Below are 14066 nucleotides of genomic sequence, written 5' to 3' on the forward strand. Positions count from 1 at the left end.
CACATCCCACACCGGGATTGCCCGCACGTTCTTTCAATCGCCGCCATCCCGCACTAGAATCGGATCAGCTATGAAGGAGAATCTGATGCGCATGCTTGGGGCCGCCGGCCTTGCCGTCCTGTCTGCCGTGCTGTCCGGCACCGCCGCCCGCGCTGATATCGTGTCGGCAGTCCAGGGCAACGATACCGGCGGGATCATCTCCTACAATCTGGTCGGCGTCGCCGATGTTCGCACCATCGCGATCGAGCACTGCGCTCAATACGGCAAGGTGGTGAAGCTGCTCGGCGTCCAGGCGACTTACGGCGGCTATATTTCGTTCTCCTGCCGCTGGGTGCCGTACGGCGCGACCGAGCGTCCGCTCCGCGTCGGCTACTGAGTGGGATTGTCGGGAGTGATTGGCATGCGCGCGTTTCGCGTCTGGATGCTGCCGCTGCTGCTCGCCGCCCCGGCGACGGCCGCGCACGCGATCGATCTGCCGACCCGCAAGCCCGGGCTGTGGGAGCTGAAGATGCAGCGCGCCGGCTCCGCGGGCGAAGACCTCACGATGCAGCATTGCACCGACGAGAGCACCGACAAGAAGATGACGTCGGCGGTCCAGCCGATGGCCACTGAGGCCTGCTCCAAGCAGGACATCCAGAAGACCGCCACCGGCTACGTCAACGACACGGTGTGCAATGTAGCCGGCATGACCACCAAGTCGCACGCCGAAATCAGCGGCGACTTCAACTCGGCCTACACGGTCAAGGTCACCTCGCAGAACGAAAATCCTCTGCCCGGAGTGCCGAAGAGCAGCAACATGACGCTCGACGCCAAGTGGCTCGGTGCCTGCAAGGATGGCCAGAAGCCCGGCGACATCGTGATGCCCGGCGGCATCAAGATGAATATCGCCGACATGGAAAAGCTGAAGGCGCTGATCCCGAAGAAGTAACGTCTCTGCCAGCCGGCTGATGGCGCATCGACGAGGCTGGCGGAAAAGTCACACCCCACAACCATCGCTCCCGTCTCCGTTGACAGCCGAACCGCTTGTCGCGATGTTACATTGTAACGTCGCGCGGTGAGACTTGCCGGCCGGCGGGGGCGTGGTGGGCATGAACTGGGTAAGGGCGAAAATCGGGCTGGGAGCACGGCTGGCGCTGATCGCGCTGGCGATCCAGTTCGTCGCCTCGTTCGGTCACTTCGACGCCCTTGCAACGCCTCCCGCGCAGATCGATGCCGCACAGCTCGATCCAGCGCTCATCGCCTCCACCGCCGATTCCGCGCCTACCGACCACGATCATGATCGGACCGCCGACCTGTGCGCGATCTGTGCCGTGCATGCGATGGCCAATGCGATGCTCGACGCATCGCCGCCGTCCTTGCCGCTGCAGGTCGGCCATGGTCTGCGCTACCGCTTCGCCGGCTTTGCGGCGGCCGAACCCGGCCAGCAGCCGGGCGGCTTCCAGCCCCGCGCGCCTCCTCTGTCCTGACGACCTCGAAACGCGTCATGCGCGGCACCTTCGTCGGTGCGCGCAGCCCATCCGCATTCGATCTGCCGCGCGCAGAGACCGGCCTCCGGGCGCAACCCGGGCCGGCCAAGTCAGGACCAGAGTCAAACCATGCCATTCCCGATCCGACGCGCCCTTCTGCTCGGAGGCGCAGCTTTCGCCGGCTTCCAGGGCCTGCCAGCGTCATCCGCGCTCGCCCAGCAGGCCGCCACCACGCTGCCGGAGGTCACCGTGACCGCGCCGAGCCCGATCGTGCGCCGCCACACCGCGCCGCCGGCGCGCCCGGCTCCGCGTGTCGCAGCCCCTGCCCGGCAACGTGGTCCCGCGCCCGCCGAAGCGCAGCCGGTGGTGGCCCAGCCGGCGGCCCCGCTTCCCGGCACGCTGCCGATCGTCACCGACCAGTTCGCGACCGTCACGGTGGTGCCGAACGAGGAAATCCGCCGCAGCGGCGGCGGCACACTTGGCGATCTCCTCAACAACAAGCCCGGCATCACCGGCTCGAGCTACGCGCCCGGCGCATCCAGCCGCCCGATCATCCGCGGCCTCGACGTCAACCGCGTCAGCATCATCGAGAACGGCATCGGCAGCAACGGTGCCTCCGATCTCGGCGAAGACCATTTCGTGCCGATCGATCCGCTCGCCACCAACCAGGTCGAAGTGATCCGCGGCCCGGCGACACTGCGCTACGGCTCGACCGCGATCGGCGGCGTGGTCAGCGCCACCAACAATCGTATCCCGGATGCGCTGCCGCCTTGCGCGCAGCCGTTCCAGAGCTACGGCCTGCCGACCAAGGCGCCCGTGATCGGCGGAGCGCCGGGGTGCATGAACGCCGAGGTCCGCACCTCGGTCAGTTCGGTCGATCGCGGCGTCGAAGGCGCGGTGCTGCTCGATGCCGCCGGCAAGAACGTGGCGGTTCACGCGGACGTCTACGGCCGCAACGCCAGCGACTACAACGTGCCGAGCTATCCCTATGCGCAGCCCGGCCTGCCGTTCAACGGCCGTCAGCCGAACTCCGCCGCGACCGCGGCCGGCGCCTCGGTCGGCGGCTCCTATCTGTTCGACGGCGGCTTCATCGGCGCGTCGATCACGCAGAACAATTCGATCTATCGCATTCCAGGCGTTGAAGGTTCGCAGGTCGGCACGCGGATCGACGCCAAGCAAACCAAGTTCAACGCCAAGGGCGAATATCGTCCCGACACCGCCGCGATCGACGCGATCCGGTTCTGGGTCGGCGCCACCGACTACAAGCACAACGAAATCGGGCAGGCCACCGCCGGCGATCCGACCACCGACGGCGTGCGCCAGACCTTCACCAATCGCGAGCAGGAAGGCCGCCTCGAAGTCCAGCTGACGCCGTTCAACGCCGGCTTTGCGGCGGTGACCACCGCGGTCGGCGTCCAGGCCAGCCACCAGGAGCTGAACGCGCCGAGCCCGGACAATGTCGGCAGCCCGATCAACGGCCTGTTCGACCCGAACAAGAACACCAAGGTCGCCGGCTACGTGTTCAACGAGTTGCGCTTCACCGAGACCACCAAGGCGCAGGTCGCCGGCCGTATCGAGCATGTCGATCTGTCGGGCATGACGCCGTCGGCGATCCCCGAGCTGTTCGACCTCAACGCCGATCCGAACGCGATCGGCGCCTCGGTCGCGCAGAGCCGGTCGTTCACGCCGAAGAGCTTCAGCCTCGGCCTGATCCAGGCGCTGCCATGGGGACTGTCGGCAAGCATCACCGGGCAATATGTCGAGCGTGCGCCGAAGCCCGCCGAACTGTTCTCGCGCGGCGGTCACGACGCCACCGAGACCTTCGATATCGGCAATCCCAATCTCGGCATCGAAACCGCCAAGTCGATCGAACTCGGCCTGCGCCGCGCCGAGGGACCGTTCCGGTTCGAGATCACCGCCTACTACACCAAGTTCAGCGGCTTCATCTATCGGCGGCTGACCGGCAACACCTGCGACGACGCGTCCTGCGTCGATCCGGCGACCGGCACACTGGAATTGAACCAGGCGATCTACTCGCAGCGCGACGCCACCTTCAAGGGCGGCGAATTCCAGAGCCAGCTCGACGTCGCGCAGCTCTATGGCGGCACGTGGGGCATCGAGAACCAGTTCGACATCGTCCGCGCCACCTTCGCGGACGGCACCAACGTGCCGCGCATCCCGCCGATGCGCGTCGGCGGCGGTCTGTTCTGGCGCGATGCCAACTGGCTGACACGGATCAACCTTCTGCACGCGTTCGCCCAGAACGACGTCGCGCAGATCGCCGAGACCACGACGCCCGGCTACAACCTGCTGCGGGCCGAGGTCAGCTATCGGACCAAGCTTGATCCGAACGCCTGGGGCGCCCGCGAAATGCTGGTCGGCCTCGTCGGCAACAACCTGCTCAACGAGAACATCCGCAACTCGGTGTCGTACAGCAAGGACAACGTGCTGATGCCCGGCATCGGCGTCCGGGCGTTCGCCAATCTGAAGTTCTGACCCTGTTCAGTCATTCCGGGGAGCGAGCGAAGCTCGAGACCCCGGAATGACGACGAGACCACTGTCGGCGTCGCCGGAATTGTCGGCGACGCCGGTTTCGATTACTGACTATGTTCGGCGCCGACCGCCATGCGCGACGTCGAACTCGGATGAGCGATGAACTGGGTACGGACGCATATCCGTCTGGGAACGCGGCTGGCGCTGGTGGCGCTGGCGCTGCATTTCGTCGTCGCGTTCGGTCACTTCCACCAGATCATCACGCATTCGGCGGTGCTCGCGCTCACCGCCGCCGATCCGGCAGCTCCGGACTCCGATCCCTCCTCGGACGATAGCGCCGACACCTGCACGATCTGCGCCGTCATGGCGATGGCCGACGCGATGCTCGACGCCTCGCCGCCATCCCTGCCGCTGCGGCAAGCCATCGCCTTCGTTCATTCCGTCCCGGATCTCGTACTGATCCGCGCCGACGGCATCCGAACCGCCTTCAATCCCCGCGCGCCTCCCGCCTGCTGACATCGACCCCACTGTGAACCAGGGTTCGCCCGCTGATGGAGCGAGCTCGACAGATGTCAGCCAAGCCCGTCGGCCACCGACGGCAAGCCAACGCCCGCAACATCCGCGGCGACGATCAGCGTCGCCCGTGAGCGCATGCGTGGCTTCGAGGAGACTCACATGCTTTCTCACATCAAACGAAGCCTCGCGGCTTCAAGCACAGCATCGCTGCTGCTGGTCGCGCTCAGTTCGCCCGGCCTCGCGCAAAGCGCGGCGCCCGCGCCACGCGGCACCACGGCGCTCCCGGAAATCGACGTGATCCAGCCGCAGCGCACTCCGCATCCGGCCCGCCGGCCGAAAACTCAGACCGCATCGCGGGGACGGCGCGGCGCGGCGACGGCACCTCCGGAGCGGGATGTCCAGACGGCTGTGCAGACCGCGGCGCAGGCGGTAGCGGCCAAACATGCAGGCTTCGATGCCGCGCGGCAGGCGATCTTCGCACCGAACGGCGCCAGCGCCTTCGACGTCAGCCACGAGGCGATCGTGGCGCTGCCGCAGGGCGCCAACGCCACGCTCGACAAGGTGCTGCTGCAGGCGCCGGGCGTGTCGCAGGATTCCGCCGCCAGCGGCGATCTGCACGTCCGCAACGAGCACGCCAACGTGCAGTATCGCATCAACGGCATCGCGTTGCCCGACGGCGTCAGCGGCTTCGGCCAGATGCTCGACACCTCGCTGGTCGGACGACTGACGCTGCTCACCGGCGCGCTGCCGGCGCAATACGGCCTGCGCAGCGCCGGCGTCGTCGACATCACCACGCGCACCGACGCATTCAACAACAGCGGCACCGTCAGCGTGTATGGCGGCAGCCGCCAGACCATCACGCCGAGCATCGAATACGGCGGCACGGCCGGTACCACGCAGTACTTCGTCTCGGGTCGTTACTTCGGCACCGGGCTCGACCTCGAGAACCCGACCTCGGCGCCGAACGCGATCCACGACGACTCCCAGCAGGGCAAGGGCTTCGCCTATCTGTCGACCGTGATCGACGATTCGACGCGGCTGACGTTCATCGGCGGCGCCTCGGCCAACAACTATCAGATCCCCAACAATCCGGGCCAGACGCCCGGCTTCACGGCGTTCGGCGTGTCGAATTTCGACTCCGCGCTGCTCAACGAAACCCAGCGCGAACGTAATGCGTTCGGGGTTCTGGCGCTGCAGAAGTCGATCAACGGCTTCGACCTGCAGCTCTCGGCGTTTTCACGCTCCAGCACGCTGCACTTCACGCCCGATACGATCGGCGATCTGGTGTTCAACGGCGTCGCCTCCGACGTCTATCGCAAGAGCGTCGCCAGCGGCATCCAGGCCGACGGCTCCTACCGGCTCAGCGACGCGCATACGCTGCGCGGCGGCTTCCAGGTGACGGCCGAACAGAGCCGCGTGACAAACTCCTCGGTGGTGCTGCCGCTCGACGACAACGGCAATCCGATGGACGCGCCATTCGGCGTCGTCGATTCCAGCAGCAAGCTCGGCTGGCTGTTCAGCACCTATCTGCAGGACGAATGGCGGGTCACCAACACGGTGACGCTGAATTCCGGCCTGCGGTTCGACCAGATGAACGAATACACCAACGCCAACCAGCTCAGCCCGCGTATCAGTGTGACCTGGAAGCCGTTCGAGGACACCACCTTCCACGCCGGCTATTCGCGCAATTTCACGCCGCCCGCGCAGGTGCTGGCGGCGCCGACCAATCTGGCGCTGGTGCAGAACACGACGCAGCAGCCGGCCGTCAACGCCAGCAGCCCGGTGCTGCCGGAGCGCTCGAACGTGTTCGACATCGGCGTCACGCAGCGCCTGCTTCCCGGCCTCGAAGTCGGCATCGACACCTATTACAAGACCGCCCGCGACCTGCTCGACGACGGCCAGTTCGGCGCCGCTTATGTGCTGTCGGCCTTCAACTACGAGCGGGCGGAAAACGTCGGCGTCGAATTCAAGGGCTCGTACACCAACGGCAATCTTCGGGTTTACGCCAACCTGGCGCTGGCGCGGCAGATCGCCACCAATGTGGTGTCGAACCAGTATCTGTTCGATCCGGACGAACTCGCCTACATCGCCAACCATTACATCTACACCGATCACGCGCAGCTGGTGACGGCGTCGGCGGGCGCATCCTATCGCTGGCACGACACCAATTTCAGCGCCTCGATGATCTACGGCAGCGGCCTGCGATCGGGATTTGCGAATATCGGATCGCTGCCGTCCTACACCCAGGTCAACCTCGGCGTGTCGCACGACTTCTATCTGGCGAGCCCGACCAAGCCGACCACGGTGCGGTTCGACGTCGTCAACCTGTTCGACAGCGTCTACGAGATCCGCGACGGCTCGGGGATCGGCGTGTTCGCGCCGCAATACGGTCCGCGGCGCGGCTTCTATGCGGGGATCTCGCAGAAATTCTGAGCGCCAGCCCAACAGCAAGGCGCGTCAGCGCGCCTTGCTCCAATCCGGGCGGATCGGACCGCTGACGCCCTCGAAGGCCCCGTCGGCCAGTTCGAGCACCAGCAGGCGGCCGGCGTCGACCGGCCCCGGCATGGTGACCCGGCCTTTGGGAATCTTCTTGAAGCCGACGCGGCTGTAATACGGCTCGTCGCCGACCAGAACGATCAGCTTGTGCCCTTGCGCCCGCGCATCCGAGATCGCCCGGTCGAGCAGCAGCCGGCCGACACCGCGCGAGCGGAACGGCGGCTCCACGGTGAGCGGCCCCAGCAGCAGCGCCGGCGTCTCGCCGATCATCACCGGCAACTGCCGGACGGAGCCGACCAGCAGCGTGCCGATCCGGGCGGTAAACGACAATTCGGCGAGGTGGTCGACATGCTCGCGCAGCCGATAGGCGCTGAGCACGAAGCGGCCGGGCCCGAAGGTGCGTTCGTGCAGCCGTTCGATGGCGTGCGCGTCGTTCGGGGATTCGGGCAGGATGGTGAGGTTGAGATCGGTCATGGCGGACGCGCAATAGCACTGCCGCCGGGCGTGGTCCATCGCCCGGCGGCAGTGGCATCCGTCAGGTTCTGGCGTTCGCGGCCTGCTGGGGCCGCCCCTCGGCCTCGCCGCCGTCCTGCTCGTGCGGCGCGAGCTGGGGCGAGCGCGTCATCGACAGCGCCCGGTCCCGCGCGATGTAGAGCGTCTGCGAGTTCAGCGCGAAACCGGTGCCGGCGGCCTCGATCAGCTCCATCAGCCGCAGCGACAGCTCCTCCTGGACCTCCAGGAAGTCGTCGCCGTCCACGGCATGCACATAGGCGAAGATCTCGACCTTCAGCGAATTCGGCCCGAAGCCGATCATCCGCACCCGTCCGGGGCTGTCGACCTTCGGATGATCGATCAGCAGTTCGCGGATCGAGTCCATCAGCGAGCGCAGCTGCTCCGGCGTGGTCTCGTAGCGCAGGTCCAGGATCGGGTGGTACCAGAACTTGTCGCGGCGGCTGAAGTTTTCGATCGGCAGCGCCGCCAGGTTACCGTTCGGCACGGTGATCAGCGTGCGATCGAGCGTCCGGATGCGGGTCGAGCGCATCCCGATGTCCTCGATCGTCCCCATCGTGTCGCCGAACTTGCAGAAGTCGCCGACGCGCATCGGCTGGTCGGTGACCAGCGTCAGGCTGCCGACCAGATGCTCGATCGTCTTCTGCGCACCCAGAGCGATGGCGATACCGCCGATACCCAGAGCCGCGAGGCCGGCCGTGACGTTGTAGCCGAGCGCATTCAGGCCGGCGATCACCGCGAATGCGACCAGCGCAAACTTCACCACGCGGCGGATGAACGTCACCGCCGACAGCATCGACAGGCGGCCCCGCAGGGTCATGCGGGCGATCGCGAATTCGCCCAAGGCATCGACGACCCGCCAGATGATCCACGACAACGCGATCCAGCCGATGATCTCGGTGACGCTCGACATGTGCTGCCGGGCGACGATCGAGACGCCGGCCAGCACCATGGTGACCCGCAGCATCCACACCGTGAAGAACAGCCGGATCGGGAATGCCGATGCGCTCAGCACCTTGCGGAGCCGGGAGTCCTGGCGATTGCGGAGGCGGAACACCACCCACAGCAGCGACGAGATGATCGCCCAGACCAGCAGGAAGGACACCACCGCGAGCGTCAGCACCGCCAGCCAGTGGCCGACCGGCACGCCGGCGAAGCGATAATCATCCCGCAACGAATAGGGCAGCAGCCGGTCGACCATGCTGGAGATCACGGTGCGCGACAGCGATGGCAGGTCGGCCACCGTGCGAGCCGAGACCAGCCAGATCTTGTTGCCGTCCTTGTCCTCGACCCGCTGGGCGATCAGATCGACCAGGCCGCTGGTGGTGCGGACCGCGCCGAACTTGTCCTGGTCCGGCGGCAGGCCGTCGTCGACGTCGCCGGCCTGCTCGGTGCTCATGCGCAGGCGCGAGAACACGTAGCCGCCCTGATCGAGAATCCGCTGCAACTGCTGGGCGACGCTGGGCCCCCAGACGCCCTTCTCCTTGCTCAGATCGAGATACTGCGCGGCCTTCTCGTAGTTCTGCTCGGCAGCCGCACTGATGAAGCCGGACACCAGGCCGGCCGGCGTGTCGCGGCCGAGAGGATCGGGCGTCTTCTCCTGCGCCTTCGGGGCGGAATCGCCGTTCCCGTTGCCGCTAGGGGCCGGAACCTGTGCAAAGGCGAGGTTCGCCGCCAATACGGCCCAAATAATCAGCAGGGATCGAGCGATGGCTTTCGCGGTTGCCGTCAAAACTGGTCCTTTCAAAAAGAGCTGGATTGGATGCGGCGGTCTGACCAGAGAAATGAGCCCTAGATGTGATCGGCGCGGCAATCGGGCCCTCGATCGGGCAGCTCACGCGGCGATTCACCGCCAGGTCGGGCGTTTCGGCTCGCGACCCAGCACCTCGGCGATCCGCAGCCGCGTTCCGAGAGTCGTTTCGTCCGGCAGGGCGGCGACCTCGAAAAAGCCCGACGCGACAATCTCGAAATTCGGATCTGGCGCCCGGTCTTGCTGGTATTTTCGCACCACATAGACCGCCACGTGATCCCGCGGCGACACATGGCTGTTCAGGAAGATGCCGTGCAGCTCCGGATCCCCGGTAAGTTCAATCCGGCCCTCTTCCATCAGTTCCCGTCGCAGCGCGTCGAGGAAGGTCTCACCGACCTCGACGCCGCCGCCTGGCAGATGCCAGCCGCTGACATAGCTGTGCTTGATCAGGAAAACGCGACCTTGACCGTCGAGCACCACGCCCCGCGCGCCCAGCGTCATGCCGCGGGCGAACCGCCAGTACAGATGAAACACCCGCCGCAGCACAGGTTCGAACTTCAGTCGCAAGGTCTGCAGAGCCGGCAAAGGCGGACAATCCCCGAATGGCTGGCGCAGCGGGCGCTTGCACCGATCGAGCGACCTTGCCAAAACCGAGCCGATTTTGACAGCGAGTGCGGGCCCGATTTCGGGACCGGAAGGAAAGCGCGATGACGTTCACGCTGGCGCATCTGTCCGACCCGCATCTGCCGCTGCTGCCGAAGCCGCGCTATCGCGAACTCGCCAACAAGCGCGTGCTGGGCTACCTCAATTACACCCGCAACCGCCACGCCATCCACCGCCGCGACATCCTCGACACGCTGGTCGGCGACATCCAGGCGCAGCAGCCCGACCACATTGCGGTCACCGGCGATCTGCTCAACATCTCGCTGACGGGCGAATTCGCGCCGGCGCGGCAATGGCTCGAAACCGTCGGCCCGCCGCACAGCGTCAGTCTCGTGCCCGGCAATCACGACGCCTACGTCACCTCAACGGCGCTCCGCTTCGGCGAGGACTTCGCCCCCTATCTCAGCGGCGACGACGGCGTCGCAGGCTTTCCCTATCTGCGCCGGCGCGGCAACGTCGCGCTGATCGGCGTCTCCAGCGCAGTGCCGACTGCGCCGTTCATGGCGACCGGCCGGCTCGGCAGCGCGCAGCGGGCGAAGCTTGAAATCCTGCTCGCGGGGCTGGCGGACCAGCCTGTGTTTCGCGTGCTGATGATCCATCATCCGCTGCGGTCGCGCTCGCGCTTCAAGCGCCTGACGGATTCGCGGGAGCTGATCGCGCTGCTACAGCGCTACCCGGTCGAGCTGGTGCTGCACGGCCACGACCACGTCCACGCGACGATCTGGATCGATACGCCGACCAGGTCCATCCCGGTGGTCGGCGTGCCGTCGGCCTCCGCGTTCAACGACCACCATCGCCCGTCGGCCGCCTATAATTTCTTCACGGTCAGCGAGACCAGCGGCGGCTGGCGCTGCGAACACCGCAGCCGCGGCTTCGCCGGCACCGAGACGGTGCAGGAGCTGCGCGAGCCGGTGATGCTGTAGTCCGCCGTCATTGCGAGCCAACGGGGCGGCGCTCCGCGCCGACCCGTTGGCTCGCAATGACGGGGAAAGGCTTTGCTGGAACGCTAGAGCAGTTCTGCTTTTCTTAGAATCGGATAGGAAGATCAGTAACACCCGCCACACGCCCAACCTCATGGTGAGGAGGCGCGCAGCGCCGTCTCGAACCATGGGCCGCTCATACCGCGTCTCCCCATCCTTCGAGACGCCCGGCTTTGCCGTGCTCCTCAGGATGAGGATTCAGTGCCTGCGGAAGGTCGGATCGTTTCCATCAAGCGATGAAGCGCTCTAAAGCGCTCGCGGTCACACGTTGCGCAGCGAAGCGAACAACGCGACCGCGAACAGCGCCAGGGCGCCGGCGATGAAGCCGAGCGCGAAGAGCCAGAAGCCGCCGCGGCGCGGCTTGGATGGCGGCGCCGGATCGGCCGAAGCCGGCAGCAGCAGCGGGCCAGCCGCGGCCAGCGCGTGGTCGCGCTCGATCAGCCGGCGGGCAATGTAGCTGGTGATCGCGTCGACGATCACCGCGGGCTGGTGCGATTCGGCCAGCACGATGCGGCCGTAACGGGTGTCCTGGACGAAGCGATAGACCCGCTTGTCACGGCCCATCATCACGTGGGCGACGACATCGATCCACAGCCGCGGCGTGACGCCCTGGCTGAAGCCGCGGTCGAACAGATCGACGCCGGCCGGGATTTCGTCGAACAGCGGATCGAGCGCCTCGTTGAGAATCTCCAGCCGGGCGATCTCGGCGTCGCGCAGGTCGACGACCACGCCGGTCCGGTCGGCAGCCTCGATCCGGGCCTGGCGCAACGCGTCCCGCAGCCGCATCGGCCGGGCCTCGGCTGTTCCGCTGACCTTGTTGTGCGCGTCCGCCATTCGACAAACCGGGCTCGATTGTTCAAAATTAACCTACCAGCAACCATGACCGCCGCAAAGGCCCTGACCTTGCAAGGATTTGCGGCACGGGGGCGCGCCACAACAACGCCCGGTTCCATCCACAGGCCAGATGCGCAGCGGCCCACCCAGCTCCCAAAACGACGATGGCGGCCTCACCGGGTTGCCCCGGTGAGACCGCCAAAGTCCTTGGACGTCTTCTATCTGGTCTAGTTCGCCGCGCGGCGCGTGCGCCGCCGCGGCTAAAGGAGCGGATCAGGCCGGGGTGACTGCCCGGTTCGGCTCTTCCACGATCGAGAACCGCACGCCGGCGCGATGGCGGTTTTCCTCGGAGAGAACCTTCCAGGCCTCTTCGGCCTCCTTGCGGGTCTTGAAGGGGCCCTTCACCTGGGCCGACCCTTCGACGAGCTTGTGGAAGTTCATCGATCCGAACTCGCCACCAATCACCCAGAAGTTGCTGCCCGACATGATCCTGTCTCCTGTTCTTTTCTGTTAGCTGAACTGGTTCATCGTGTTGTGTTCGCCGCCGGCCTTCAGAGCCGCTTCGCCGGCGAAGTATTCCTTGTGATCGTCGCCGATATCCGAGCCGGCCATGTTCTGGTGCTTCACGCAGGCGATGCCCTGACGGATTTCCTGGCGCTGCACGTTCTTAACATAACCCAGCATGCCCTGGTCGCCGAAATATTCGCGGGCCAGGTTGTCGGTCGACAGCGCGGCCGTGTGGTAGGTCGGCAGCGTGATCAGGTGGTGGAAGATACCGGCGCGCTTCGCCGAATCCGCCTGGAAGGTGCGGATGCGGGCGTCGGCTTCGATCGCCAGCGGGGTTTCGTCGTACTCCGCCTTCATCAGCTCGGCGCGGTTGTACTTGGACACGTCCTTACCTTCTTCCTTCCAGGCATCGTAAACCTGCCAGCGGAAGTTGAGCGTCCAGTTGAACGACGGCGAGTTGTTGTAGGCCAGCTTGGCGTTCGGCACGACTTCGCGGATGCGATCGACCATCGAGGCGATCTGCTCGATATGCGGCTTCTCGGTTTCGATCCACAGCAGGTCGGCGCCGTTCTGCAGCGAGGTGATGCAGTCCAGCACGCAGCGGTCCGCGCCGGTGCCCGGACGGAACTGGTACAGGTTGCTCGGCAGACGCTTCGGACGCAGCAGCTTGCCGTTGCGGCTGATGATGACGTCGCCGTTGCCGATCTTGGTGGCGTCGACTTCCTCGCAATCCAGGAAGCTGTTGTACTGGTCGCCGATGTCACCCGGCTGATGGCTGACCGCGATCTGCTGGGTCAGGCCGGCGCCGAGCGAGTCGGTGCGAGTGACGATGATGCCGTCTTCCACGCCCATCTCGAGGAAGGCGTGACGCAGCGCGCGCACCTTGGCGATGAACACGTCGTGCGGCACGGTGACCTTGCCGTCCTGGTGCCCGCACTGCTTCTCGTCCGAGACCTGGTTCTCGATCTGCAGCGCGCAGGCGCCCGCTTCGATCATCTTCTTGGCAAGCAGATAGGTCGCCTCGGCGTTGCCGAAGCCGGCGTCGATGTCGGCGATGATCGGCACGACGTGGGTCTGGAAATTGTCGATCTGGTCGATGATCGCCGTTTCCTTGGCCTTGTCGCCGGCCTCACGGGCCTTGTCGAGCTGGCGGAACAGGTCGTTGAGCTCGCGCGAGTCGGCCTGGCGCAGGAAGGTGTAGATCTCTTCGATCAGCGCCGGCACCGAGGTCTTCTCGTGCATCGACTGGTCGGGCAGCGGGCCGAATTCGGAGCGCAGCGCCGCGATCATCCAGCCCGACAGGTAGATGTAACGACGGTCGGTGCGGCCACCGCCATGCTTCTTGATCGAGATCAGCTTCTGCTGCGCGATGAAGCCGTGCCAGCAGCCGAGCGACTGGGTGTACTTGGTCGGATCGGCGTCATAGGCCGCCATGTCGGCACGCATCTGCGCCGCCGTGTAGCGGGCGATGTCGAGGCCGGTCTTGAAACGGTTCTGCAGGCGCATGCGGGCCACGGCCTCGGCGGTAACGCCGTTCCAGGTCGGCTTGTCCTTGAGCAGGGCTTCGGCCGCTTCGAGCTCGCTCTGATAGGAGCTCGGACCGTGGATGGCGCTGATGCCGCGAGGCTGGAAGTTCATGACATGATCCCTTCGGTGACGACAAAACCGCGTCGCGCTGCTTGAGACATTCGTGACAGCGCGCTGCGAAACGTGTCGCTACGTAAACGCGAGATTGGGAAAGACGTACAGACCTCTTGCGAACGAATGGTGATGTCATGTAACTTCAGTACATGTAACAAATGTAACTTTGTAAATTTTGTAAAAATCTGCCAGCAGGCGAAGCTGAAGGAA

At 65.8% G+C, this 14066-nt stretch carries 13 protein-coding genes; 7 read left to right on the forward strand and 6 right to left on the reverse strand.

Going from position 1 to position 14066, the window contains the following annotated elements:
• Positions 1 to 85 precede the first annotated feature (85 nt).
• The 6 genes from ACFFJ6_RS16315 (at position 86) to ACFFJ6_RS16340 (ending at position 6908) form a co-directional block, all read left to right on the forward strand.
• Positions 86 to 376 carry a hypothetical protein gene (locus ACFFJ6_RS16315; RefSeq protein WP_378389539.1) on the forward strand — a complete coding sequence of 97 codons (291 nt, stop codon included), beginning with the start codon at positions 86 to 88 and terminating at the stop codon, positions 374 to 376.
• A gap of 24 nt (positions 377 to 400) precedes the next feature.
• Positions 401 to 928, forward strand: coding sequence for a DUF3617 domain-containing protein (locus tag ACFFJ6_RS16320; RefSeq protein ID WP_378389541.1), 528 nt, complete (start codon positions 401 to 403; stop codon positions 926 to 928).
• 160 nt (positions 929 to 1088) lie between these two features.
• Positions 1089 to 1466 (forward strand): hypothetical protein, encoded by a 378-nt coding sequence (locus tag ACFFJ6_RS16325; RefSeq protein WP_378389543.1) that lies wholly within the window; start codon positions 1089 to 1091, stop codon positions 1464 to 1466.
• A gap of 129 nt (positions 1467 to 1595) precedes the next feature.
• Positions 1596 to 3962 carry a TonB-dependent receptor gene (locus tag ACFFJ6_RS16330; protein WP_378389545.1) on the forward strand — a complete coding sequence of 789 codons (2367 nt, stop codon included), beginning with the start codon at positions 1596 to 1598 and terminating at the stop codon, positions 3960 to 3962.
• A gap of 156 nt (positions 3963 to 4118) precedes the next feature.
• Positions 4119 to 4475, forward strand: coding sequence for a hypothetical protein (locus ACFFJ6_RS16335; RefSeq protein ID WP_378389546.1), 357 nt, complete (start codon positions 4119 to 4121; stop codon positions 4473 to 4475).
• Positions 4476 to 4634: 159 nt separating this feature from the next.
• Positions 4635 to 6908, forward strand: coding sequence for a TonB-dependent receptor (locus tag ACFFJ6_RS16340; protein ID WP_378389548.1), 2274 nt, complete (start codon positions 4635 to 4637; stop codon positions 6906 to 6908).
• 24 nt (positions 6909 to 6932) lie between these two features.
• On the opposite strand, the gene ACFFJ6_RS16345 is transcribed toward ACFFJ6_RS16340, so the two are convergent.
• From ACFFJ6_RS16345 to ACFFJ6_RS16355, 3 genes are all read right to left on the reverse strand, one after another.
• The gene (locus ACFFJ6_RS16345; RefSeq protein ID WP_378389550.1) at positions 6933 to 7445 is read right to left on the reverse strand and encodes a GNAT family N-acetyltransferase; all 513 of its coding nucleotides are present in this window, start codon (positions 7443 to 7445) and stop codon (positions 6933 to 6935) included.
• A gap of 61 nt (positions 7446 to 7506) precedes the next feature.
• Positions 7507 to 9159 (reverse strand): mechanosensitive ion channel family protein, encoded by a 1653-nt coding sequence (locus tag ACFFJ6_RS16350; RefSeq protein ID WP_378389552.1) that lies wholly within the window; start codon positions 9157 to 9159, stop codon positions 7507 to 7509.
• A 168-nt stretch (positions 9160 to 9327) separates the two neighbouring features.
• Positions 9328 to 9816: an NUDIX domain-containing protein gene (locus ACFFJ6_RS16355; RefSeq protein ID WP_378389554.1), complete on the reverse strand. Its 489-nt coding sequence runs from the start codon at positions 9814 to 9816 to the stop codon at positions 9328 to 9330.
• A gap of 122 nt (positions 9817 to 9938) precedes the next feature.
• On the opposite strand from ACFFJ6_RS16355, the gene ACFFJ6_RS16360 reads away from it, so the two are divergent.
• The gene (locus ACFFJ6_RS16360; protein WP_378389556.1) at positions 9939 to 10817 is read left to right on the forward strand and encodes a metallophosphoesterase family protein; all 879 of its coding nucleotides are present in this window, start codon (positions 9939 to 9941) and stop codon (positions 10815 to 10817) included.
• A 318-nt stretch (positions 10818 to 11135) separates the two neighbouring features.
• Here the strand turns inward: ACFFJ6_RS16360 and ACFFJ6_RS16365 are convergent, their stop codons facing one another.
• The 3 genes from ACFFJ6_RS16365 to ACFFJ6_RS16375 all read right to left on the reverse strand — a co-directional run bounded on the left by ACFFJ6_RS16365 (position 11136) and on the right by ACFFJ6_RS16375 (position 13853).
• Positions 11136 to 11708, reverse strand: a complete 573-nt coding sequence (locus ACFFJ6_RS16365; protein ID WP_378389558.1) for a hypothetical protein — start codon at positions 11706 to 11708, stop codon at positions 11136 to 11138.
• A 273-nt stretch (positions 11709 to 11981) separates the two neighbouring features.
• A complete protein-coding gene (locus ACFFJ6_RS16370) occupies positions 11982 to 12194 on the reverse strand; it encodes a DUF4170 domain-containing protein (protein WP_378389560.1) in 213 nt (70 codons plus the stop codon).
• Between the two features lie 24 nt (positions 12195 to 12218).
• Positions 12219 to 13853, reverse strand: coding sequence for an isocitrate lyase (locus tag ACFFJ6_RS16375; protein ID WP_378389562.1), 1635 nt, complete (start codon positions 13851 to 13853; stop codon positions 12219 to 12221).
• Positions 13854 to 14066: the final 213 nt, after the last annotated feature.

Source organism: Rhodopseudomonas telluris, assembly GCF_042432815.1.
GTDB lineage: Bacteria > Pseudomonadota > Alphaproteobacteria > Rhizobiales > Xanthobacteraceae > Rhodopseudomonas > Rhodopseudomonas telluris.